Annotated in this window: 19 protein-coding genes and 1 riboswitch; of the genes, 7 read left to right on the top strand and 12 right to left on the bottom strand. The window is 74.2% G+C overall.

Annotated features, from left to right (window positions below; genetic code table 11):
• Nucleotides 1-23: 23 nt before the first annotated feature.
• Together ACGFIA_RS13685 and ACGFIA_RS13680 are read right to left on the bottom strand one after the other, a co-directional pair.
• Nucleotides 24-1592: a PrsW family intramembrane metalloprotease gene (locus ACGFIA_RS13685; RefSeq protein ID WP_393260448.1), complete on the bottom strand. Its 1569-nt coding sequence runs from the start codon at nucleotides 1590-1592 to the stop codon at nucleotides 24-26.
• A 215-nt stretch (nucleotides 1593-1807) separates the two neighbouring features.
• Nucleotides 1808-3067: an aromatic acid exporter family protein gene (locus tag ACGFIA_RS13680; RefSeq protein ID WP_393260102.1), complete on the bottom strand. Its 1260-nt coding sequence runs from the start codon at nucleotides 3065-3067 to the stop codon at nucleotides 1808-1810.
• Nucleotides 3068-3135: 68 nt separating this feature from the next.
• Here ACGFIA_RS13680 and ACGFIA_RS13675 point away from each other — a divergent pair, with 68 nt between their 5' ends.
• Nucleotides 3136-3771, top strand: coding sequence for a metal-dependent phosphohydrolase (locus ACGFIA_RS13675; protein ID WP_357481008.1), 636 nt, complete (start codon nucleotides 3136-3138; stop codon nucleotides 3769-3771).
• On the opposite strand, the gene ACGFIA_RS13670 is transcribed toward ACGFIA_RS13675, so the two are convergent.
• Entirely contained in the window at nucleotides 3697-4029 is a 333-nt protein-coding gene (locus tag ACGFIA_RS13670) for a DUF4031 domain-containing protein (RefSeq protein WP_357481011.1), read from the bottom strand. The genes ACGFIA_RS13675 and ACGFIA_RS13670 overlap by 75 nt on opposite strands.
• 33 nt (nucleotides 4030-4062) lie before the next feature.
• Here ACGFIA_RS13670 and ACGFIA_RS13665 point away from each other — a divergent pair, with 33 nt between their 5' ends.
• A complete protein-coding gene (locus tag ACGFIA_RS13665) occupies nucleotides 4063-5463 on the top strand; it encodes an FAD-linked oxidase C-terminal domain-containing protein (protein WP_357468992.1) in 1401 nt (466 codons plus the stop codon).
• Here the strand turns inward: ACGFIA_RS13665 and ACGFIA_RS13660 are convergent.
• Nucleotides 5460-5957: a hypothetical protein gene (locus ACGFIA_RS13660; protein ID WP_357390139.1), complete on the bottom strand. Its 498-nt coding sequence runs from the start codon at nucleotides 5955-5957 to the stop codon at nucleotides 5460-5462. The two genes, ACGFIA_RS13665 and ACGFIA_RS13660, sit on opposite strands and share 4 nt — an antisense overlap.
• 66 nt (nucleotides 5958-6023) lie before the next feature.
• Nucleotides 6024-7841, bottom strand: a complete 1818-nt coding sequence (locus ACGFIA_RS13655) for a glycerol-3-phosphate dehydrogenase/oxidase (RefSeq protein WP_357390173.1) — start codon at nucleotides 7839-7841, stop codon at nucleotides 6024-6026.
• 68 nt (nucleotides 7842-7909) lie between these two features.
• Here ACGFIA_RS13655 and ACGFIA_RS13650 point away from each other — a divergent pair, with 68 nt between their 5' ends.
• The 3 genes from ACGFIA_RS13650 (at nucleotide 7910) to ACGFIA_RS13640 (ending at nucleotide 11587) form a co-directional block, all read left to right on the top strand.
• Entirely contained in the window at nucleotides 7910-10309 is a 2400-nt protein-coding gene (locus ACGFIA_RS13650) for a S8 family serine peptidase (protein WP_357468989.1), read from the top strand.
• Between the two features lie 44 nt (nucleotides 10310-10353).
• The gene (locus ACGFIA_RS13645; RefSeq protein WP_357468986.1) at nucleotides 10354-11280 is read left to right on the top strand and encodes a GNAT family N-acetyltransferase; all 927 of its coding nucleotides are present in this window, start codon (nucleotides 10354-10356) and stop codon (nucleotides 11278-11280) included.
• Between the two features lie 82 nt (nucleotides 11281-11362).
• The gene (locus tag ACGFIA_RS13640) at nucleotides 11363-11587 is read left to right on the top strand and encodes a hypothetical protein (protein WP_357468983.1); all 225 of its coding nucleotides are present in this window, start codon (nucleotides 11363-11365) and stop codon (nucleotides 11585-11587) included.
• A 68-nt stretch (nucleotides 11588-11655) separates the two neighbouring features.
• Here the strand turns inward: ACGFIA_RS13640 and groL are convergent, their stop codons facing one another.
• From groL to ACGFIA_RS13625, 3 genes are all read right to left on the bottom strand, one after another.
• Nucleotides 11656-13278: a chaperonin GroEL gene (groL, locus tag ACGFIA_RS13635; protein ID WP_357390147.1), complete on the bottom strand. Its 1623-nt coding sequence runs from the start codon at nucleotides 13276-13278 to the stop codon at nucleotides 11656-11658.
• 275 nt (nucleotides 13279-13553) lie between these two features.
• Entirely contained in the window at nucleotides 13554-14924 is a 1371-nt protein-coding gene (locus ACGFIA_RS13630; protein WP_357390149.1) for a hypothetical protein, read from the bottom strand.
• A gap of 113 nt (nucleotides 14925-15037) precedes the next feature.
• Nucleotides 15038-15241, bottom strand: a complete 204-nt coding sequence (locus ACGFIA_RS13625; RefSeq protein WP_013288855.1) for a cold-shock protein — start codon at nucleotides 15239-15241, stop codon at nucleotides 15038-15040.
• A 218-nt stretch (nucleotides 15242-15459) separates the two neighbouring features.
• Between ACGFIA_RS13625 and ACGFIA_RS13620 the strand changes: the two genes are divergently transcribed.
• On the top strand, nucleotides 15460-15975 hold the full coding sequence (locus tag ACGFIA_RS13620) for a GNAT family N-acetyltransferase (protein ID WP_357468977.1): 516 nt from the start codon (nucleotides 15460-15462) through the stop codon (nucleotides 15973-15975).
• A gap of 70 nt (nucleotides 15976-16045) precedes the next feature.
• Here the strand turns inward: ACGFIA_RS13620 and paaN are convergent, their stop codons facing one another.
• The 3 genes from paaN to thrC form a co-directional block, all read right to left on the bottom strand.
• Nucleotides 16046-17719 carry a phenylacetic acid degradation protein PaaN gene (gene paaN / locus ACGFIA_RS13615; protein WP_393260095.1) on the bottom strand — a complete coding sequence of 558 codons (1674 nt, stop codon included), beginning with the start codon at nucleotides 17717-17719 and terminating at the stop codon, nucleotides 16046-16048.
• A 53-nt stretch (nucleotides 17720-17772) separates the two neighbouring features.
• Complete coding sequence (locus ACGFIA_RS13610) at nucleotides 17773-18792, bottom strand: GNAT family N-acetyltransferase (RefSeq protein WP_393260092.1); 1020 nt, start codon at nucleotides 18790-18792, stop codon at nucleotides 17773-17775.
• 315 nt (nucleotides 18793-19107) lie between these two features.
• On the bottom strand, nucleotides 19108-20397 hold the full coding sequence (gene thrC / locus ACGFIA_RS13605; protein ID WP_357390157.1) for a threonine synthase: 1290 nt from the start codon (nucleotides 20395-20397) through the stop codon (nucleotides 19108-19110).
• Between the two features lie 13 nt (nucleotides 20398-20410).
• A riboswitch (SAM riboswitch) is annotated at nucleotides 20411-20543 on the bottom strand.
• 261 nt (nucleotides 20544-20804) lie between these two features.
• Between thrC and ACGFIA_RS13600 the strand changes: the two genes are divergently transcribed.
• Nucleotides 20805-21446 (top strand): DUF4232 domain-containing protein, encoded by a 642-nt coding sequence (locus ACGFIA_RS13600; protein WP_393260089.1) that lies wholly within the window; start codon nucleotides 20805-20807, stop codon nucleotides 21444-21446.
• 55 nt (nucleotides 21447-21501) lie between these two features.
• On the opposite strand, the gene ACGFIA_RS13595 is transcribed toward ACGFIA_RS13600, so the two are convergent.
• Entirely contained in the window at nucleotides 21502-21951 is a 450-nt protein-coding gene (locus tag ACGFIA_RS13595) for a DoxX family protein (protein WP_393260086.1), read from the bottom strand.
• Nucleotides 21952-21955: the final 4 nt, after the last annotated feature.

Here is a 21955-nt window from a genome sequence, read left to right as displayed (position 1 = left end):
CGGCCAGCAGCCGGGATGCCGCGTCAGCGCCCGGGATGCCAGGGCGCGCCCGGGTCGTGCCAGCCGGCCGGACCGTGGCCGGCACCCGGTCCCTGCCAGCCGCCCGGACCGTGGCCGGCGCCCGGTCCGTGCCAGCCGGCCGGACCGGGACCGCTCGGGCCGTAGCCGCCCGGCGGGAAGGCGGGCGGCGGGGCCAGCACCACCGGGATCGGCACCACCGGGTCGTCCGGCGCCTCGACCGGGCGCTGCGAACCGTCCGGGAACCGCAGGTGATAGCGCTGACCGTCCCACACCCCGACCGGCGCCTGCGGGTCACGACCGACGAAGAACTCCCGGTACGCGGCGATCGCGTCCAGCAACTCCCGTTCCTCCCGTGCCGTCCGCTCCCGCTCGGCGGGCTTGTGATCGAGTCCCCGGCGCATCCCGTCGCGCAGCAGCGCCAGCCGGGTCGCGGCGAACTGGTAGCCGCGCATCGCGCGTAGCCCGCCGTCACCGGCCACCCGCCGCGCCCAGGTACGCGCCGCGTGCCGCCGGCCCAGGCTGCCCAGCGCCGCCACCTCGGGCGGTGTGAGCCAGCCCGCGCGTACGTAGTCGGGCAGTGTGCGCTCGGTGAGCCGGCCCTCCCAGGCGCGCAGCCAGACCGCCAGCCCGACCATCGCGAAGAAGATCGGCATCATCAGGCCGATGAAGCCGTAGAGCGCGATCACCGGCTGCCCGATGGCCTGGGCCAGCGTCGGCAGCAGGTTCCAGGTGCCGTGCAGGATCATCGCCAGGAGCAGCCCGGCGAGCGGCGCGAGCACCCGTACCCGCCGGTCGGCGGTACGCGCGGCGATACCGAGCCCGACACCGGTCATCGAGGTGAACAGCGGGTGGGCGAAGCCGAACAGCAGGATCCGGCCGATGAACAGCGCGATCACCAGCTGCGTGCCGGTGGCCGGGCCGTACTGCTCCACGCCGGTGCGGTAGCCGTACCCGCCCAGGTAGAGGATGTTCTCCACCATGGCGAAGCCGACCGCGGACAGCCCGCAGTAGACCAGGCCGTCGGTGATCCCGGAGAACTCCCGGCGCCGGAAGATCAGCAGCAGGAGCGGGCCGGCCGCCTTGGTCAGCTCCTCGATGAACGGCGCGACAAGCACCGCGGTGAGCGCGGCGGGCAGCCCCCAGTCCTCGAAGAGCCGCGCGCCGGTCCGGTTGACGATGAGCGAGAGGGCGGTGGAGACGAAGGCGCCCCAGGCGAAGCAGAAGACCAGGTAGGGCAGCGGCTCGGGTTCGTAGCGGTCGAGCCACAGGAGGCAGGCGACCAGCACCGGCACCGGCAGGACCGACGCGGCCGCGCCCACCAGCAGCGCCTCCGCGCCCAGGCTCTCACTCAGCTCGTAGACCATGTAGAGCGCGCCTGCCGCGATCAGCAGCACCACCCCGGCCAGCACGAACACCCGCCGCCAGCCGATCCGGCGCGGCGGCATCCCGGGCGTCGGCGCCCCCGGCGGCGGTGCGGCGGGCGCGTACGGTGGCGGCAGGGCTCCGCCGGACGGGGTGTCGGCCATGCGGTCAGCGTAGTCACCCGCGCCCCACCGTTCCGGTCGCATCACGACGCCCGCGCCCCCCGAACAGCTCACGAGCACCCGCCTACCGGCCGCCCCCGGCCCCCACCCCACTCCCACCCCGTCGATCAGGACGAGTTCACCCGCCCCACCGGCATCGAGGCGGTGATCAAGGAGTTTGCGTACCAGTCGATCTGGCGGGGCCGTTAACTCCTTGATCAACGCGATTGGGTGCGGGAGGGCGGGGGGCGAGGAGGCGGGGGTCAGCCGACGGGTGGGGCTGTGGGGGGATGGGCGGCCGGGCTGCGGTCGGTGGGGCCGCCGGTCCGGTGTTCCTTCTCGCCGAACGCCTGCCGGACCAGTCGGTTCGCCTCCTCCTGCTCGATCCCGGACGCCACCAGCAGGTCGCTCGCCGTGGTGCGCACCTGGGCGATCACCACGCTGCCGGAGAAGCCCACCCCGTCGGCGTACGCCCGGCCGGCCTCGCTCACCGCGCGCAGCGACCGTTCCCGGGCGTGTTCCGGCTCCTGCCCGGCGGCGAACTCCTGCCGGAGCAGACGTACCGACTCGGCCAGGTGACCGATGGCGTCGGGCATCGGCTCCGGGACCGGTTCGGAGTCCTCGATCATGGTGACCGCGCGGCGGACCAGCGTGCCGCTGTTACGCATGGCCCGGTCGATCGGGTCGGCCGCCTCGGCGTAGTGGGTCAGCTCGCTGCGCCGGTGCCACCGGGCCGGTGAGAGCGTGCTCGTCTCCTTGGCGCCCTCGATCGCCTCGGAGAGCGCGGCCAGCTCCTCCTTGTTCTCGCGCAGCCGGAACAGGGCCCGCTGGGCCGCGTCCCGATCCCGGTTGCGCAGCGCCTCGGCGCCCGCGTCGAGCTGGTCGGCGAGCAGGTCGAGGGCCGGCCGGGCGGCCCGGTTGATAACCCGCAGCGGGTTGAGCGGCAGCAGGATGGCGGTGACCAGCAGCGCGATGCCGCCGCCGAGCAACGCGTCGACGAAGCGGGGGAACTCCAGGTTCTCGGTGGACGGGCTGAGCGTCACGATCAGCACCGCCGTGGCCGCGGCCTGGATCACGATGGCCACGCTCGCCCCGGCGAAGATGCTCAGCAGGATCGCCGAGGTCACCACGAGGGCGAGCTGCCACGCGCCGGTGCCGACGAAGTAGATCAGCACGTCGCCGACGAGCACGCCGACCGCCACCCCGGCGATCAGCTCGACCGTACGCCGGAACCGCTGCCCCACCGAGGCGGCGAGCGTGCCCACCGCGGAGATCGGGGCGAAGACCGGCTGGGGGTTCTTCAGCAGCCGGTGGGAGACCAGGTACGCCAGGCCGGCGGCGAGCCCGGCCTGCACCGCCAGGCCGAACGCGGTACGGACCCGGTGCAGCCGGTCGTGCAGGGTGGCCTTGCCCCGGTGCCGCAGCCCCTCCATCGCGGAGGCGATCCGCTGCCCGTCGCGGTCGGCCGACCCGTCACGCGGGTTGCCGCGACGAAGGAACGGCAGACGTCGGTCCCGGGCCATGGCGGGTACTACCCGCGACGAACCCGCTGAATCCCCGGTCCACTGCCCGGTGGGGCAGACTGCACCCGGTGGACGACCTGAGGGCGCGGTGGCGGGACACGGCACGGGCGGCGGGCGCGACGGATCCGGCGGCGGCCGACCGGGCCGGCGTCCGGCTGCTGGCGGCCTGGCGGGAGCCGCACCGGCGCTACCACGACGAGGCGCACCTGCGCGCGGTGCTCGACGTGGTCGACGCGTACGCCGGTCTGGCCCGCGACGCGGACCTGGTCCGGCTGGCGGCGTGGTGCCACGACGCGGTCTACGACCCGCGCGCGGCGGGCGACGCCAACGAGCGGGCCAGCGCCGACCTGGCCGGCGAACTGCTGGCCGCCGCCGGGCTCCCGGCCGCGACGGTGACCGGGGTACGCCGCCTGGTGCTGCTCACCGCCGGTCACGCGGTCGGGCCGGACGACCCGGACGGCGCACTGCTGTGCGACGCGGACCTGGCGGTGCTCGCGGCCCCGGCGGAGCGCTACGACAGGTACGCCGCCGCGATCCGCGCCGAGTACGCGCACGTGCCCGAGCCGGACTTCCGCACCGGCCGGGCCGCCGTGCTGCGGCACCTGCTCGCCCTGCCGGCGCTCTACCGGCTACCCGAGCCGCACGCCCGCTGGGAGGTCCGGGCCCGGGCCAACCTGTCCCGGGAGCTGACCACGCTCAGCTGAGACGCGGTGCTTCGGGCGGCGCAGGCCGGCGTCCCGCAGCAGCCGGACGATCTCCCGTGACGGCACGACAGTGGCGCCCAGCCAGACCGCCGCCCGGAACCGCTCGGCGGGCAGGTCGTAGTGATCGCGGTCGAAGCCGCGCCGGGGTGCGCCGAGCAGCTCGGCGAACGCGTGCAGCTCGGCGTACGACACGTCGCTGATCAGGTGCGACCAGAGCCGGCCACGCCAGGGCACGGTGGGCGGGTCCAGGTAGAGCACGGCAACAGACGGTACGCCGGTAGCCTTCCCGGCATGGCCGCCCATCCCCTGCTCGACGACCTGCGGGCCGCGCTCGGCGACGCCGCCGTGCTGACCGATCCGGACCTGCTGGCCGGGCACGAGCGCGACGAGGCCGACCTGTGCGACTCGGGTACCCCGCTGGTGGTGGTGCGTCCCCGCGGCACCGATGAGGTGGTGGCGGTGGTCCGTGCGGCCGGCCGGCACGGCGTACCGGTGGTGCCGCAGGGCGCGCGGACCGGGCTGGCCGGCGCGGCGAACGCGGTCGACGGCGCGGTGGTGGTGAGCACCGTGGCGATGGACCAGGTCCGGGAGATCGACCCGGTGGGCCGGATCGCCGTGGTGCAGCCGGGCGTGGTGAACGCGGCGCTGGCCCGCGCGGTACGGGAGCACGGCCTCTGGTATCCGCCGGATCCCGGCTCGTGGGAGTCGTCCACGATCGGCGGCAACGTGGCCACCAACGCCGGTGGCATGTGCTGCGTGAAGTACGGCGTGACCAGCGAGTACGTGCTGGGCCTGGAGGTGGTGCTCGCCTCCGGTGAGGTGCTGCGCACCGGGCGGCGCACCGCCAAGGGGGTCGCCGGGTACGACCTGACCCGCCTCTTCGTGGGCTCGGAGGGCACGCTCGGCGTGATCACCGAGGTGACTGTGGCGTTGCGTCCGGCCCCGGAGGAGTCGCTGACCCTGGTCGCGGTCTTCCCCACGGTGGCGGCGGCAGGTGGCGCGGTCGCCGGGATCGCCGAGCGCGGGCTCACGCCGAGCCTGCTGGAACTGCTGGACCGCACCCATCTGCTGGCTATCGAGGCGTACCGGCCGATGGGTCTGCGCACCGACGCCGAGGCGCTGCTGCTCGCGGCGGTGGACACCGGCTCCCGGGCCGCCGACGACCTGGCCCGGCTGGCCGAGGTGTGCACCGCGGCGGGTGCCGACGAGGTCTACGCGGCCACCGACGCGACCGAGGCCGCCGCCCTGCTCCAGGCGCGTCGGCTGGCCCACCCGGCGATGGAGCGGTTCGCGGCGCAGACGTTCCCGGGCGGCAACGGCGGCCTGGTCATCGACGACGTGGCGGTGCCGCGCGGCCGGCTCGCGGAGCTGCTCGACGGGGTGGCCGGGATCGCCGAGGCGTGCCAGGTGCCGATCGGGGTGGTCGGGCACGCCGGCGACGGCAACATGCACCCGAACATCGTGGTCGACCGGGCGGATCCGGCGAGCCTGGCCCGGGGCCGGCGGGCCTTCGACGAGATCATGCGGCTGGGGCTGGAACTGGGCGGCACCTGCACCGGGGAACACGGCGTCGGGCTGCTCAAGCGGGACTGGCTGGCCCACGAGATCGGCCCGGTGGGCGTACGCGTGCACCAGGCGATCAAGGCGGCGCTGGACCCGGCGGGGCTGTTCAACCCCGGGAAGGTCTTCTAGCCCTTGTCCTCGGCCGGCGTGGCCTGGGTGACGAGCAGCAGCACGTCGTAGGCGACCTTCGGCTTGGGCTCGCCCGGGCAGTCCTGGATGGTGACCGTCAGGTCCGGCGGCACGAGCAGCGTCGACGTCAGCACACCGATGCAGCCCTGCTTGTAGCCGCGGGCCTGGTCGGTCTCCTTCGCGATCGCCGGGTCCGCGAGCATCCGCTGGAGCCGCTTCGTCTGCTCCGGGTTCAGCGTGCCGGTGGCGTCCACGCCGTCACCGGCGCAGTCGCGGCACTGCCAGCGGCCGGACGGGTCCACGTCGAGGTGGCGGACCGGGCCGTCGCCGAGCCGCTGCACCAGGGAGACGCGCCTGCCGTCCGGGGTCGGAGCGGCAGCGCCCGCCGCCCCGGGTGTCGTGGCACCCTCGGCCCGGCCGAAGGAGCAACCGGTCAGAGCCAGCAGGACCACTGCGGACAGGGCGGGGAGGCGCAACCAGGACGGGCGGACCACGCCGGGAAACCTACACTTCCGTAGGTAGCGCGCACTACCGGCCGAGCGGCCCGGGTCGGGGATCCCCTACCTGGGGGAGGCCGGAAGTTCAACGCCCGGGCCGTCGGTTCCCCGGTCGGCCGCGAACCCGCGTACGTCGGGCGCTCCGAGGCGGGCCGCGTCGGCAGCGATGTCGTCCGGCATGAGCTGCGACTCCCGCTCGGCCAGCACCCGCGCCCGGTAGTGGGCGACCTCCCGGTCCCGGGTCGCCGCGTCCCAGCCGAGCACCGCGCCCATCAGCTCCGCGGCGTGCTCCGCCGACTCCAGGCCGCGGTGGCTGGTCTCGATCGAGATCCGGGTACGCCGGGTCAGCACGTCCTCCAGGTGCAGCGCGCCCTCGGCGCGGGCGGCGTACGTCACCTCGGCGGCCAGGTATTCGGGTGCGCCGGCCAGCGGCGAACCGAGCAACGGATCGGCGTCGACCAGGGCGAGCAGGTCGAGGGTGAGCGTGCCGTAGCGCTCCAGCAGGTGCTCGACCACCCCGACCGCCACCCCGTGCCGGCGGGCCAGGTCGGCCCGGTCCCGCCACATGGCCGCGTACCCGTCGGCGCCGAGCAGCGGCAGGTCGGCGGTACGCGAGGAGCGGGCCCGGCCGAGCCGGTGCATCGCGCGGTCCACCACGTCGGAGGCCATCACCCGGTAGGTGGTGTATTTCCCGCCCGCCACCAGCAGCAGGCCGAGCATCGGCTCCACCACGGCGTGCTCGCGGGACAGCTTCGAGGTGGAGTCCGCCTCGCCGGCCAGCAGCGGGCGCAGCCCGGCGTAGACGCCCTCGATGTCGGCGGTGGTCAGCGGCCGGTCCAGCACCATGTTGACCTGCGACAGCAGGTAGTCGATGTCGCTCGCGGTGGCGGCCGGGTGGGACCTGTCGAGTTGCCAGTCCGTGTCCGTGGTGCCGATGATCCAGTGCCCGCCCCACGGGATCACGAACAGCACGCTCGTCGCGGTACGCAGGATCAGGCCGGTCTCGCCGACGATCGCCGAGCGGGGCACCACCAGGTGCACCCCCTTGGAGGCGCGGACCCGCAGCTTCGGGCGCAGCCCGACGTCGTTGAGCATCCGCGACATGTCGTCGCTCCACACACCGGTGGCGGCGATCACGGTGCGGGCGCGTACCTCGAACTCGGTGTCCGGCGAGCCGGCGGGCGCCTCCAGGTCGCGGACCCGCACGCCGGTGACCTCCCGGGCCTGCCGGGTCAGGCCGACCGCGCGGGCGCTCGTCACCACAGTCGCGCCGAGGCTGGCCGCGGTGCGCGCCAGCGTCACCACCAGGCGGGCGTCGTCGACCTGGCCGTCGTAGTAGCGGATCGCGCCGGCCAGCTTGTCCGGCCGCAGGCTGGGGAAGATCCGCCGGGCGCCCTCGCGGGTGAGGTGCCGGTGCAGCGGCATGCCCCGCCCGCCGCCGAACACCCCGGCGAACGCGTCGTACGCGGCCACGCCGAGGCCGTAGTAGGAGCGGCGGAAGAACCGCCGGGGCAGGTCCCGCGCACCGCCCTCGGCGGGCAGCGGCACCAGGATCGGCACCGGCCGGACCAGGTGCGGTGCGAGCCGGGTGGCGAGCAGCCCGCGCTCGGTCAGCGCCTCGTGGACCAGGTGGAACTCCAACTGCTCCAGGTAGCGCAGGCCGCCGTGGATCAGCTTGCTGGATCGGCTGGACGTGCCGGCGGCGTAGTCACGCGCCTCCACGAGGGCGACCTTCAGCCCTCGGGACGCGGCGTCGAGCGCGGCGCCCGCTCCGGTCACGCCACCGCCGATGACCAGCACGTCGAACCGCTCGGCCCGGAGCCGGCGCAGGTCGTCGGCGCGGCGCTCGGCGGAGAGCCGGCCGGCCGTGGATCGGGACACACTCGGGTCACGCACCAGTCAACGGTAACCGTCCAGGGCGCGCGGCGACACGGCCCGGCCGTACCGTGATGACCATGCTGACCGGTCCGCCGCTCGTCCCCGTACCGCCGTCGCCACCGCGTCCGAGCGGGCCGTGGCCGGTCGTCGCGGCGGTGGCGACCGGGGTGTGGATCGTGCTGCTCACCGTGCCGGGCCAGATCATCGGCTGGCTGGCCGACCAGGTGGCGCTGGTGACCGGCACGGACCGGCCGGTGGTGGCGTGGCCGGTGGTCGCGGTGGCGACGGTGCTGCTGGCCGGCGCACCGGCGCTGGCGCTGGCGCTCGCGCCGCGTTCCCCGGCGCTGCGGGCGACCGGCCGGGCCTGGACCTCCGCCGTGGTGGCGCTCGGCGCGACCACGCTGCTGCGGGCGGTGCCGCCGGTGCACCACGAGGCGTACCTGGCCGCGCTGGCGATCACCGGCGCGGTGCTCGCGCTCGTCGCCGCCCGCCTCGGCCGCGTCCGGCCACCGGTCGTCGTGGACACGGTCCCGGAGGGCCGGTTCGGGCCGGTGTCGCTGCTCGCGGTCGCGGCCGGGCTGGCCGTGCTGCTGCCGTGGCCCTGGGTCGGCGCGCTGGGCGGTGCGCTGGAGACGCTTCTCGCCGGACTGGCCGCCGCCGCGCTGGGCGCGCTCGCCGGGGTGCTGCTCGGCACCGGTTTCTGGGCCTCGTTCGGGCCCGGCCCGGCCCGGCTGGTGCTGGTCGGCGGCCTGGTCGCGGGCGTCGCGCTGACGCCGCTCGCGGCCGGCGCCGGGCAGTCGGGCGTGCAGTTGCCGGCGCTGCTCCTGCTGCCGCCGCTCGGTTTCGTGCTGGCCGCACTGGAGGCGGCGGCCCGCCACGCGGGCCGGCCGGCCGGGCCCGCGCCGGCACGCTGGCTGGTCGGGCTCGCCCTGGTGGGACCGCTCGCCTTCACCGACCCGGAGGAGATCAGCATCCTGCTGGCCACCACCCGCGACACGCCGTTCTGGGTCGCGGTGGGCACCGGCGTGACGTTCGCCGTCGCGGTCGTCCTCGCCGTCGGGTACGGCGTCCTGCTCGCCCGGTCCCGCGCCCGCGCGCCCCGGCGCGGCCCGGCCGCGCTGGCCGCCGCCGCGCTGCTCGCCGCCGTCGCCGTCGTGTACGTCGTCCCCGGCCAGCCCGGACTGTACGGCGAGCGGCTACTGGTGGTGCTGCGCGAGCAGGCCGAGCTGACCGGCCTGCCGGCCGGCACGCCGGGCCGGGCCGGGCGGGACGCCCGGGCGACGGAGGTCTACCGGCGGCTGGTGGCGACAGCCGACCGCACGCAGGACGACCTGCGCGGCACGCTGACCCGGATGCGGCTGAACCCGACGCCGTACTACCTGGTCAACGCGATCGAGACGGACGGCGGGCCGGCGGTGCGCGCCTGGCTGTCCAGCCGCCCCGAGGTGGCCCGGGTGCTGGTCAGCCAGCGGGTGCGCCCGCTGCCCGCGCCCGCCCCGCAGGCGCGCGGCGACCTGCCGGCCCCGGCCGGGCCGGCCTGGAACATCTCACTGATCGGCGCGGACCGCGTCTGGTCGGATCTCGGGGTCACCGGGTCCGGTGTGGTGGTGGGCAGCTCCGACTCCGGGGTGGACGGCCGGCACCCGGCGCTCGCGGGCGGCTTCCGGGGCGGCGACGACTCCTGGTACGACCCGTGGGAGGGCCGCCGCGCCCCGGCCGACAGGGGTGGCCACGGCACCCACACGCTCGGCAGCGCGGTCGGCCGGGACGGGATCGGGGTCGCGCCCGGCGCGAGCTGGGTCGGCTGCGTCAACCTGGACCGCAACATGGGCAGCCCGGCCCGCTACCTCGACTGTCTCCAGTTCATGCTGGCCCCGTTCCCGCCGGGCGGGAACCCGCTCACCGACGGCCGGCCCTCCCGCGCCCCGGACGTGCTGACCAACTCGTGGGGCTGCCCGCCGGTGGAGGGCTGCGACCCGGGCGCGCTGCGACCGGCGACCGCCGCGCTGACCGCCGCCGGCATCCTGGTGGTCGCCGCCGCCGGGAACACCGGCCCGTCGTGCGGCTCCATCGCCGACCCGCCCGCGCCGTACCCGGACGTGCTGACCGTCGGGGCGGTGGACCGGCAGCGCCGCGTCACCGCCTTCTCCAGCCGGGGCCCGGCACCGGACGGCAAGGACAAGCCGGACCTGGTCGCCCCCGGCGCCGATGTGGTCTCGGCGATGCCGGGTGGCGGGTACGCGGCCCTGGACGGCACCTCGATGGCCACGCCGCAGGTGGCGGGCGTGGTGGCGCTGATGTGGTCGGCGAACCCGGCACTGATCGGGGACCTGGAGCGGACCCGGGCGATTCTGCGCGACACCGCCCGGCCGGTCGCGTCGCCCACCGACGCGTGCGGCGGACCGGGTGACGTCTCCGGCGCCGGGCTGGTCGACGCGTACGCGGCGGTGCGCGCGGCCACGACCGGTTAACAACCCTGTCCATTGACCTGCCGTATGCCCTAGGGTCGGCGTCCATGGACGTGGGGATCATCGAGCTGGGCCGGGACCGGCTGCCCGAGATGGTCGAGCTGTGCCGGCTGTCGCTCGACCTGCCGGAGGACGCGGCCGAGGCGTCAGCGGTGGTGGCCACCGTGGCGGAGCGGGCCGACGCCGACCGCCCGGTGCTGCGCCTCGGCGCGGTACGCGACGGCGCGCTGGCCGGCGTACTCGTCGGGTCGCTGTCGGCGGCGGATCCGCGCCTCGGCCACGTCGACCTGATCGCGGTCGCGCCGACGGAACGCCGTCAGGGCGTGGGCCAGGCGCTGCTGGGCGAGGCGGAACGGCGGCTGGGCGCGCTCGGGGCGGCCGAGGTGCTGCTCGCCGGGAACCCGCCGCACTACGCCTGGCCGGGCATCGACGTGCGCTACACGCCGGCGGTCTGCGCCGCGCTGCGGCTCGGCTACCGGCAGGACCGTACCGCCTGGAACATGACCGCCGACCTGGCCGAGGGGTCGGCGGCGCTGCGCTCCACCGAGGCCGCCGAGCAGCGACTGGCCGGGCGGGGCGTGACGGTACGCCGCGCGACCCCGGACGACCTGCCGGCGCTCACCGCGTTCGCCAGGTCCACGTTCGGCGGCACCTGGGACGGCGAGCTGGCCGGTTCGGTCGGGCGGCCGGACGCGGGCGCGCACCTCGCCGAGCGCGACGGCGCGATCCTCGGGTTCGCCGCGTACGGGTCGGCCCGGCCGAGCTGGTTCGGGCCGATGGGCACCGCGCCGGAGGCGGAGGGCTCCGGTATCGGCGGCGTGCTGTTGCGCCGCTGCCTGCGCGACCAGGCGGCGGCCGGGATCGGCGCGGCGCAGATCGGCTGGGTGGGGCCGGTGCCGTTCTACTCGAACGCGGCCGGGGCCCGGATCGAGCGGGTGTTCTTCCTCTACCGGAAAGCCATAAGCGGCGCATAGACGCCAATAGCGCCATTCGGTCTCCTTCGTCATCGACCGGGCTCTACGGTCGGGCTCTACGTCGGGGCAGAGGAGGCGGTGCATGACCACGAATGACGAACGGGCCGAGGATCCGGCCGACGAGCGTCCCGCCCAGCTCCCGTTCGACCGGCTCGACATCGGCGACGCCGAGCAGCTCGCCGAACGCAGCGGCGCGGACCGGCAGCCGGTGGAGGAGCCACGGCAGCCGGTGGACGAGCCGAGGCGGCTGCCACCGCCGTACGACAGGGCGCACAAGCGGCGCAACCAGCGTCGGCTGCCCACCTGACGGGTACGCGGAAGGGGGCGGACCGCTGACGCGGCCCGCCCCCTTCGGCGTACTGGATGGAGCTGGACTCAGAAGTCCATCTCCCCGCCACCCGGGCCAGCCGGGGCGGCCGGGGTCTTCTCCGGCTTGTCCGCCACGACGGCCTCGGTGGTGAGGAACAGCGCGGCGATCGAGGCGGCGTTCTGCAGGGCGGAACGGGTCACCTTGGCCGGGTCGATGATGCCCGCGGCCAGCAGGTCGACGTACTCGCCGGTCGCGGCGTTGAGGCCGTGACCCGGGTCGAGGTTGCGGACCCGCTCGACGACGACGCCACCCTCCATGCCGGCGTTGACGGCGATCTGCCGCAGCGGGGCGTCCAGCGCGACCTTGACGATCTGCGCGCCGGTGGCCTCGTCGCCGGCCAGGTCCAGCTTGTCGAAGGCGGTCTTGCCGGCCTGCACCAGCGCGACGCCACCACCCGGGACGATGCCCTCCTCGACGGCGGCCTTCGCGTTGCGGACGGCGTCCTCGATGCGGTGCTTGCGCTCCTTCAGCTCGACCTCGGTGGCCGCGCCGACCTTGATCACCGCAACACCGCCGGCCAGCTTGGCCAGACGCTCCTGCAGCTTCTCCCGGTCGTAGTCGGAGTCGCTCTTGTCGATCTCGGCCCGGATCTGGTTCACCCGGCCCTGGATCTGGTCGGCGTCGCCGGCACCGTCGACGATGGTGGTCTCGTCCTTGGTCACCACGACCTTGCGGGCGCGGCCCAGCATCTCGAGGCCGGTCGCGTCCAGCTTGAGGCCGACCTCCTCGCTGATGACCTGGCCACCGGTGAGGATGGCGATGTCGGTCAGCATGGCCTTGCGGCGGTCACCGAAGCCCGGCGCCTTGACGGCGACCGACTTGAAGGTGCCACGGACCTTGTTGACCACCAGGGTGGCCAGGGCCTCGCCCTCCAGGTCCTCGGCGATGATCAGCAGCGGCTTGCCCGACTGCATGACCTTCTCCAGGATCGGGAGCAGGTCCTTCACCGACGAGATCTTGCTGTTGACGATCAGGATGTACGGGTCGTCGAAGACGGCCTCCATACGCTCCGGGTCGGTCATGAAGTAGGCGGAGATGTAGCCCTTGTCGAAGCGCATGCCCTCGGTGAGCTCGAGCTCCAGGCCGAAGGTGTTGCTCTCCTCGACGGTGATGACACCTTCCTTGCCCACCTTGTCCATCGCCTCGGCGATGATCTCGCCGACGCTGGGGTCGGCGGCGGAGATGGAGGCGGTGGAGGCGATCTGCTCCTTGGTCTCCACGTCCTTGGCGAGCTTGAGCAGCTCCTCCGAGACGCTGGCCACGGCCGCCTCGATGCCCCGCTTCAGGGCCATCGGGTTGGCGCCGGCGGCCACGTTGCGCAGACCCTCACGGACCAGGGCCTGGGCCAGGACGGTCGCCGTCGTCGTGCCGTCACCGGCGACGTCGTCGGTCTTCTTCGCGACCTCCTTGACCAGCTCGGCGCCGATCTTCTCGTACGGGTCCTCGAGCTCGATCTCCTTGGCGATGCTCACACCATCGTTGGTGATGGTGGGGGCACCCCACTTCTTCTCGAGCACGACGTTGCGGCCCTTGGGGCCGAGCGTCACCTTCACGGCGTCGGCGAGCTGGTTCATGCCCCGCTCGAGGCCGCGGCGCGCCTCTTCGTCGAACGCGATCATCTTGGCCATACGGCGTTGTCCTCCTGGACACTCACGGGCCACCCGGGATGCCCGGATGGGCCGTCTGGTGTACGCACCTTGGGGACGTCGCCACCTGGCGACGACGACGTCTCCTCGGTCGGGCCGGACAGCCCGCGACGACCGGCCTCGTACCGCTCCGGCGCCACCTGGGACACCGGTGCGGCCGTGGCCCTACCGCCCCGACCTTCTGGCACTCACCGTACGCGAGTGCCAATGACTTGTTTAGCACTCTCCCTAGCCGAGTGCAAGCACGACAGCCCCGCTCAGCCGAGTTCCGCCGCCAGCTGGGCCGCGCTCACCGGGCCTTCCTGGGCCCGTTGCTCGGCGTACGTGACGACCAGCCCCACCTGCTGCGCAAGGTAGGCCGGGACAGCCACCACGGCGCTGAGAACGGTCATCGTCACCGCGCCGATCGCGGTGCCCACCGCACCCAACGGCTCGACCCCGAACACCGCCGTGTTGATCCCGCTCAGCACGACGTCCAGCAGCGCCGCCGCGACCAGCGCCGCCACCACGAGCATGACCCGGCCCAGCACCATGAGGAACCGGCTGTGGAACAACCGCCACGACCGCCCGACCGGATCACTCCGCTCGAACAGGTAGACCGGACCGAACAGGACGAGCGCGACGGCGACGTAGACGCCGGGCAGCAGGCAGAAGCAGGCGCCGAGCGTGACCAGCAGCGACACCACGATGGTCCAGCCCCAGAGCCCGAGGGCACGGCTCAGCCCGTACCGGAGGGCGGCACCGAGCCCGGCCGGCTCACCGGCCGCCTGCCGGGTCATCACCCAGGTTCCCGCCGCCCAGCCCATCGCCTGGAGCGCGCCGAAGATCAGCCCGGCGAACAGGATCGTGCCGTAGAAGCCGAGCGTCTGCTGCCAGAAGCCCTCCGGCAGCCTCGGCGAGCCGTCCGGCGCGGTCGCCATCTGCCCGTCGGGGGCGACGAGGAGCGTGAGGACGCCGATCACCGCCGCCGGGAGGACCTGGGTGAGCAGCACGATCGGCACGAGCTGCCGCCAGCCGCGCCGCAGCGCTCCCCAGCAACGGGCGAACCAGGGGCCGATGCCCGCGTGCGGCGGGTTGACGAGCGGGTCCTGCGGGTTGATGCCGGAAGGCCAGCCGCCGGGCATCGGGTAGGCGGCGCCGGGCATCGGATGCGGCGGGTACCCGGGGCCGGGCCAGCCCGCCTGCGGAGCACCGCTCGGGTGGCCCGGCGTGGGGTAGCCGGGCATCGGGGGGTAGCCGGAGGGCGGGACGGCACCCGGCGCGGTCCAGCCGGACTGGGCGCCCCAGCCCGGGGTCGGGGTGCCGTGTGATCCGCTCTGGCCCGGCGGGTACGTGGCGGGCGGACCGCCTCCACCGGGCGGGGTGGCCGGGTCGGCGGGCGCGGCCGGGCCGGGCGGGTTCGGGTGGGGGGGCTGCGCTCCGGGCCCGGGTTGCTGCGGAATGCTCGGGCCGTGGCCGGTCTGGTCGGCCCACGGATCGGCGGGTGCCGGGTCGGGAGCGGGCACGGACGGCCCGGTGGCCCTCGACGACGTCGGATCGGTGGCCGGGGGCGCGGTCGGGTCGGCCGGTGGACCGGACGGCGTCGGCGGCACCGGTTCGGCGGGACCCGGCGGAGGCAGATCGGACACGAGCCCTCCTCAGCGGCTACGGCTGGAACGGCTCTCGATCTTCCACTGTGCGCGCTCGCACCGCAGCCCCCCGATCGGCGGACCCGGCTGCGGAACCGCCCGGCGGGCGGAGGTCAGGCGATGACGCGGACCCGCTCGGCCTGCGGACCCTTCTGCCCCTGCGCGATCTCGAACTCGACCCGCTGGCCGTCGTCGAGCGCCTTGTAGCCGTCCATCTCGATCGCGGAGAAGTGGACGAAGACGTCCTGCCCGCCGTCGACGGCGATGAAGCCGTAGCCCTTTTCGGCGTTGAACCACTTCACGGTGCCCTGTGCCACGGTGCACTTCCTCACTCTGCGCGGCGTTCCAAGACCCGGAAACCGGCGGACCGGCACCGGCGGTGCACAGGCTCAGCAATCGGCGATGCTGAATTCAGTGACCGAAATCGCACGCTACACGAGGCGTGACGACGGCGCACGACCACAAATCGGGCATATTCCGGGGGTTGGATGGCCCGGTCGCACACGCGCGCCGGGCCGTCCGGTATGCATGCGGCATGACCAGCGCGACCACCATGACCACCGTCCGCCGGGTCCGGCCGGAGGACGCCGCACGGATGCGGGCGCTCCGGCTGGAGATGCTGGCCGACGCCCCGCTGGCGTTCCTGGAGACAGTGGCCGAGGCCGCGGCCCGGCCGCACACCGAGTTCGCGGCCCGGATCGCGGCCGTCTCCCGTGGCGACCACACCGCGCAGTTCGTGGCCGACCCGGGCGGCCGCCTGGTCGGCCACGCCGGCGGCACCGCCGCGCCGGACGAGCCGGGCCTGACGCTCGTCTACGCGGTCTACGTGACACCGGCCCGGCGGGGCAGCGGCCTGCTCGCCGCGCTCGTCGACGAGGTGGCCGCCTGGTCGCGCGCCTGCGGGCGGCCCGAGCTGATGATGGAGGTGGTGGTCGGCAACGACCGCGCCTACCGGGCCTATCAGAAGCTGGGCTTCGTGGACACCGGGGTACGGGTGCCGCACCCCCGCATCACCGGTCTGTACGAACTCCAGATGCGCCGCCCCGCGTGAGGCCGACCGGGCGCAGTTGTTAAAAGGGGGCCCCTCCTCTACCGGAGGCGTTAAGAAGGGGCCCCTCCTTTCAGGAGTGGCGGCGGCTCTGGACGATGCGGAACCGGTTCGCGACGTACGCGCCGTCGGTGAGCGCCGAGTTGGCCGCCGCGTTCGCACCCGAGCCGTGGAAGTCGGAGAACGCCGCCGACTGGTTGACGAACACCCCGCCGGTCAGGTTGCAGGACAGGTGCACCCCGGCGTCGATCGCCGCCGCCTCGGCCGCGTCCAGCACCGCCTCGTCGGTCGAGTAGACGCCGGCGGTCAGCGCGCCCTTCTCCCCCACCGTCTCGCGCATGATGCGCAGGCTGTGCTCGGTCGAGTCGGTGGCGATGGCGAACGAGATCGGGCCGAACCACTCCCGCGAGTAGATCGCGGTGTCGGACGCGTCCAGCTTCACCACCGTCGGCGTACGCACCACGGCGCCGGGGAAGGACGGGTGCTCGACGGTGCGCGACTCCAGCACCGGCTCGCCGACCTTGGTGACCTCCTCCAGCCGCTCCAGCACGCCGTCGTTGACGATCGCGCCGGTCAGCTCGACGCCCCGGGCCGGGTCGGCGGTCAGCTTGGCGACCGCGCCGGCGATCCCGGCGGCCACCTCGTCGAAGCTCTTGTGCCCCTGGTCGGTGGCGATGCCGTCGCGCGGGATCAGCAGGTTCTGCGAGGTGGTGCACATCTGGCCGCTGTAGAGCGTCAGCGTGAAGCCGAGGTTGCGGCAGAGCCCGGCGAAGTCGTCGGTGGAGTCGATCACCACCGTGTTCAGGCCGGCCTTCTCGGTGTAGACGGCGGCCTGCCGGGCGTTCGCCTCCAGCCAGTCGCCGTACTCGGTGGAGCCGGTGAAGTCGACGATCCTCACAGCCGGGTGCAGGGCGAGCGTGGTGGCGAGCTTCTCACCGTCCGTCTCGGTGGCGAGCTGCACCAGGTTCGGGTCGAACCCGGCCTCGGCGAGCACCTGGCGGGCGTACCTGACGGTGATCGCCAGCGGCAGCACCGCGCGCGGGTGCGGCTTGACCACCACCGGGTTGCCGGTGGCGAGCGAGGCGAACAGACCGGGGTACGAGTTCCAGGTCGGGAACGTGTTGCAGCCGATGACCAGCGCGACCCCGCGCGGCACCACGTGGAACGTCTTCGTCATCCGCAGCGGGTCGCCCTTGCCGGCGGCCTTCTCCCATCCGGCGGTCCCCGGGTGGCGGGTCATCTCCGCGTACGCGTACGCGACCGCCTCCAGGGCCCGGTCCAGCGCGTGCGCGCCACCGGCCTGGAACGCCATCACGAACGCCTGGCCGCTGGTGAACTGCACCGCGTTCGCCAGCTCGAAGATGTTCCTGTGCAGCCGGTCCAGGATCTCCAGGCAGACACCGACCCGGGCCTGCGGGCCGGCGTCACGCCAGGCGGGCAGCGCGGCGCTCGCGGCGGACACCAGCTGGTCGGCGCCCGCGTGCGGGTAGCGCACGTCCAGCGCCAGCCCGAACGGGCTGACCTCGGTGGCCACTGTGGTGCCGTCACCGGCCTGGTCGAGCGGGAAGTCGCCGCCCAGGTACGCCCCGAAGGCGGCCTTGCCGTCGGCGGCGGCGGTCTCGCCGTACACCCGGGGGCTGGGCGACTCGGGGTAGGCCGACCAGTACCCGCGCTCCGCGATGGCGGTCAGCGCCCGGTCGAGGGTCTCGCGGTGCCTGTCGTACAGGGGGTGCGGGGTCTCCGTCATGCCCGCCATCATGCAACAGAAAGGCACCAGATCAGTAGGGGCGTGTCACAACTTTAGATCGTCAACTGCCAGTCGACGGACCCGGCGGCCGGGCGGTACCCGAGCTGGTCGTTGATCGCGACCATGTGCCGGTTCGCCACCGCGTTCCAGGTGTCGACGGCCCGCAGCGCCGGTTCGTGCGCCAGCGCGTACGCCAGGTTCCCGGCCTTGCAGAGCAGGCCGAGCCGGTGGCCGCGGTGGTCGGGGTCGACCAGGGTGATCTGCTGCCAGGCATGGTCGGTGCTGCTCGCGTCAATGCTGAGCTGCGTCCACCCGACCAGGCGGCCGGTCGCCTCGTGCACCACGCCGGTGTTGTAGCGGCGTACGCCCCGGGCGTCCAGCGCCCGCTCCGCGTCCCGTACCCGCGCCGCGTCCACCTGCTCCGGCTCCCAGTCCAGCTCGCCCATCGGGGCGTCGAGCAGCAGCCGACCGTCCAGGTAGGCGACGTCCGCGACGTACTCCTCGGGGGTGTGGTCGCGCCACCGCACCGGCCGGTAACCGGTCGCCGCGGCGCGGGCTCCGGCCAGCAGCGCGGCCAGCCGGTCGCGGTCGAGCCCGGCCACGTCGAGGCGGCGGCGGACGTCGGCCAGCGCCGGTTTCGCGCCCATGGCGGCGGCGAACGCGGCACCGGGGAAGACCCGGTCCTCCTCGCCGGGCAGCGCGGCGGTGGTCGAGCCGACAAGGCGTTTGCCGCCGTGCTCGCGGAGCAGCCGCACGCCGTGCTCGTGCAGCACGCGGCCGATGCCGCGCCGCCGGTACGCCGGGTCGACGGTCAGCTCGACGGTCGCGTTCTCGGTGTTCTCGATCGTGTGCAGGTGCAGCCGGAGCCAGCCCACCGGCAGGCCGTTCAGGCGGGCAACGAGCCAGCGTCCCTCGATGCCGGGCATCGGGTGCGACAGCAGCGCCTCGAAGCGGCGGCGGCAGGTCGGCGGAAGGTCCGGCTCGTCGACGGCCTGGGCGGCGCACGCGATCCGGTACGCCGCGTCGAGCGTCTGCCGGTCGGCGGGATCCAGCGGTGTCACGGTCAGCGTCATGTCACCCAGGGTGCGCCGGACACAGCGAAGAGGCCAGCGGTTTCCGCTGGCCTCTTCGGACGTTGGTCGGGAGGGACGTCCGCACAACGCCTCCGGCGTTGGGTCGCAAGAACTTGAAAAGTCTCCGGCGGATGCCCTCCCGCACGAAGCATCTTGCGCCGTCCGGTTCCTGCCGTCAAGTCCCTGAGGGCGGTTTTCTGGCACTCAGCGCACATCACCGGTTACCCACCGGTCTTACCCGATCCCCCACCCGGGCGAGCCGTCCTCCCCCACCCGGCCACCCCGGCCCGGCCGGGGTGGCGGGAGAAGGGACCGTCAGGCGAGGAGGCCGGCGTCGCGGGCGGCACGCAGGCTGGGCTTGATGCGGTGGGTGGGGCCGACCTCGCCGGCCACCGCGTCGAGCGTCTTCAGGCCCTCGCCGGTGTTGAAGACGACCGTCTCGGCGGCCGGGTCGAGCCGCCCCGACTCCACCAGCTTGCGCAGCACCGCGACAGTCACGCCGCCCGCCGTCTCGGCGAACACTCCCGTGGTACGGGCGAGCAGCCGGATGCCGGCGCGGATCTCGTCGTCGTCGGCGTAGTCCATCCAGCCGCCGGTACGGCGTACCGCCTCCAGCGCGTACAGCCCGGCCGCCGGGTCGCCGATGTTCAGTGACTTGGCGATGCCGGTCGGCTTGACCGGCGTGATCGTGTCGGTGTCACCGTGCAGCGCGGTGGCGATCGGGTTGCACCCGGCCGACTGCGCGCCGAACACCTTCCAGCCACCGGCCGGTGCCTCGACCAGCCCGATCTCGACCAGCTCGGCGAACGCCTTGTCGATCTTGGTGAGCAGCTCGCCGCTGGCCATCGGGATGACCACCTGGGCCGGGATACGCCAGCCGAGCTGCTCGGCCACCTCGTAGCCGAGCGTCTTGGAGCCCTCGGCGTAGTAGGGCCGCACGTTCACGTTGACGAACGCGGTGTCCTCGAACTCGTCGGTCTCCACCAGCTCGCCGCAGAGCCGGTTCACGTCGTCGTACGAGCCGTCGATGGCGACCAGGTCGCCGCCGTAGACGGCGGTGGTGACGACCTTGCCCTGCTCCAGGTCACCGGGGATGAAGACGATCGACGGCACGCCCGCCCGGGCCGCGTGCGCGGCGACGGAGTTGGCGAGGTTGCCGGTGGAGGCGCAGGCGTAGCGGGTGAAGCCGAGCGACCGGGCCGCGGTGAGCGCCACCGAGACCACCCGGTCCTTGAACGAGTGAGTGGGGTTCGCGCTGTCGTCCTTGACCCAGAGCGGCGCGGTGAGCCCCAGCTCGGCCGCCAGGTGCGGGGCGGCCACCAGCGGGGTCAGCCCCGGGTCGAGCGTGACCCGGGTGGCCGGGTCCTGACCGGCCGGCAGCAGCGGCGCGTACCGCCAGATGTTCTCCGGGCCGGACTCGATCCGCTCGCGGGTGACGGTGGCCAGGGCGGCGGTGTCGTAGTCGACCTCCAGCGGCCCGAAACACTCGTAACAGGCGTGCTGTGCGGCCAGCGGGTACCGCGCCGAACAGGCGCGGCAGACCAGGGCGCGGGCCGGGCTGAGGGTGGTGTCGATACCGGTGGCGACGGGAAGCGTCGACGTCATGTCGAGGAGGTTCCTCTCATCTTTCCCCGCATCGCCGGGTGCGGCGGGGACGGAATTGGCACCTGCCCGCTGTCGCTCGTCGTCGAGCGTGCGGGTGGTTGCCGGGGCGTCGTCGGGCCGTATCCCTCAGCCCCTCTGGATGAGGTATTCAGTTGTGCCGCCGAGTCTATGCGCTGCTCACGGGCGCGCCACCCGGGTATCCCACGCTGTGGGCCGGCTCAGCGTCCGACCACCGCGGCCGGCTCCACCACGGCGGGCCGGTCCACCACCGCGAGCGGCTCCGGCGCCGTCGTGGTCACCGGTCACCGCCGTGCTGGCGGCGCCGGCCGACGACGTCCGGCGGCAGATCGTGCGCGCGCTCGCGCGGGGGGCGGGGAGCGCTCCCGGCGGGGTGACATGATCGCCTGATGCGGAAGGCGGCGGCCCGGATCGGGCTCCTCACCGGCGCGACACTGCTCGCCGGCTGCGCGCCGGCACCCGACCCGGTCGACGGGCTGCCGTCGGCGCCGCCCCGGCCCGGCGCCGAGGCCGCCCCACCCGCTACCGCCGCCTGCTCCCCGGAGGGCATCCGGATCACCGGGCTCGGCGTGAGCGCGGCCATGGGGCTGCGCGCGATGGGCCTGGAGCTGGTCAACTGCGGCGACCGCCCGTACGAGCTGCGCGGCTATCCGGCGGTCGCGCTCCGGGACGCGGACGGGGATGCGATCACGGTACGGATCATCCCGGGCGCGGCGCCGATCACCGCCGGCTTCGACCACCCGCCCACGCGGATCGTGCTGGCGCCGGGTGAACGGGCCGGCGCGGCGCTGATCTGGCGCAACCTCGTCACTGACCCGACGGTGGTGGCCACCGCGGGCGCCGAACTCGACGTCGCCCCGTCGACCGGCCGGCCGGCGTACCCGGTCACGCTGGACGGGCCGATCGACCTCGGGAACACCGGCCGGCTCGGCGTCAGCGCCTGGAAGCGCCGCGACGCCGACCCGGCGACGCAGGCGCCCCCACGCTCCGATCCACCGGCCCCCTCGACCTCGCCGGTCAACCCGCTCTGACAGGGATCGCGGTACGGAAGCGCCCTCCCGTACCGCGATCCCGTCGGGCGGCCGATCAGACCGGAACCGAGGCGGGCGACGCGGCGGCGGGCTCGGCCGGGGCGGAGCGGCGGCGGGCAAGCAGCGCGTCCAGCGCCCAGCTGCCCGGGCCGAGCACTGCCACGAGCAGGAACGACCAGCAGAAGAGCGCGGCCAGCTCGCCGCCGTTGCGGATCGGCAGCAGGCCGTGGGGCTGGTGCACCACGAAGTACGCGTACGCCATCGAGCCGGAGGCGAGCAGCGCGGCCGGACGGGTGAGCAGGCCGACGAGGACCAGCACGCCGCAGACGAGCTGGATCAGCGCCGCCCACCAACCGGGCCAGGTGGCGAACGGGACGGCCTCGCCGGAGCCTCGGTTGCCGCCGAGGACGCCGAATATCGACGCCGCGCCGTGGCATAGGAACAGCAACCCCACAACAACGCGGAACAGGGACAGGACAGGGCCGCTGAGCTGGGTCGGAATCATGTGT

This window comes from Micromonospora sp. NPDC049203 (assembly GCF_043197215.1).
Taxonomy (GTDB): domain Bacteria; phylum Actinomycetota; class Actinomycetes; order Mycobacteriales; family Micromonosporaceae; genus Micromonospora.
This window is presented reverse-complemented; position numbering and strand designations above follow the sequence as displayed.

Excerpts from the sequence above, each read along its gene's own strand:
- ACGFIA_RS13680 (WP_393260102.1), bottom strand. The coding sequence starts at position 3,067 with ATGGCCCGGGACCGACGTCTGCCGTTCCTTCGTCGCGGCAACCCGCGT.
- ACGFIA_RS13665 (WP_357468992.1), top strand. The coding sequence starts at position 4,063 with ATGGCCGCCCATCCCCTGCTCGACGACCTGCGGGCCGCGCTCGGCGAC.
- ACGFIA_RS13650 (WP_357468989.1), top strand. The coding sequence starts at position 7,910 with ATGACCATGCTGACCGGTCCGCCGCTCGTCCCCGTACCGCCGTCGCCA.
- ACGFIA_RS13645 (WP_357468986.1), top strand. The coding sequence starts at position 10,354 with ATGGACGTGGGGATCATCGAGCTGGGCCGGGACCGGCTGCCCGAGATG.
- ACGFIA_RS13640 (WP_357468983.1), top strand. The coding sequence starts at position 11,363 with ATGACCACGAATGACGAACGGGCCGAGGATCCGGCCGACGAGCGTCCC.
- groL (WP_357390147.1), bottom strand. The coding sequence starts at position 13,278 with ATGGCCAAGATGATCGCGTTCGACGAAGAGGCGCGCCGCGGCCTCGAG.
- ACGFIA_RS13620 (WP_357468977.1), top strand. The coding sequence starts at position 15,460 with ATGACCAGCGCGACCACCATGACCACCGTCCGCCGGGTCCGGCCGGAG.
- paaN (WP_393260095.1), bottom strand. The coding sequence starts at position 17,719 with ATGACGGAGACCCCGCACCCCCTGTACGACAGGCACCGCGAGACCCTC.
- ACGFIA_RS13610 (WP_393260092.1), bottom strand. The coding sequence starts at position 18,792 with ATGACGCTGACCGTGACACCGCTGGATCCCGCCGACCGGCAGACGCTC.
- thrC (WP_357390157.1), bottom strand. The coding sequence starts at position 20,397 with ATGACGTCGACGCTTCCCGTCGCCACCGGTATCGACACCACCCTCAGC.
- ACGFIA_RS13600 (WP_393260089.1), top strand. The coding sequence starts at position 20,805 with ATGCGGAAGGCGGCGGCCCGGATCGGGCTCCTCACCGGCGCGACACTG.
- ACGFIA_RS13595 (WP_393260086.1), bottom strand. The coding sequence starts at position 21,951 with ATGATTCCGACCCAGCTCAGCGGCCCTGTCCTGTCCCTGTTCCGCGTT.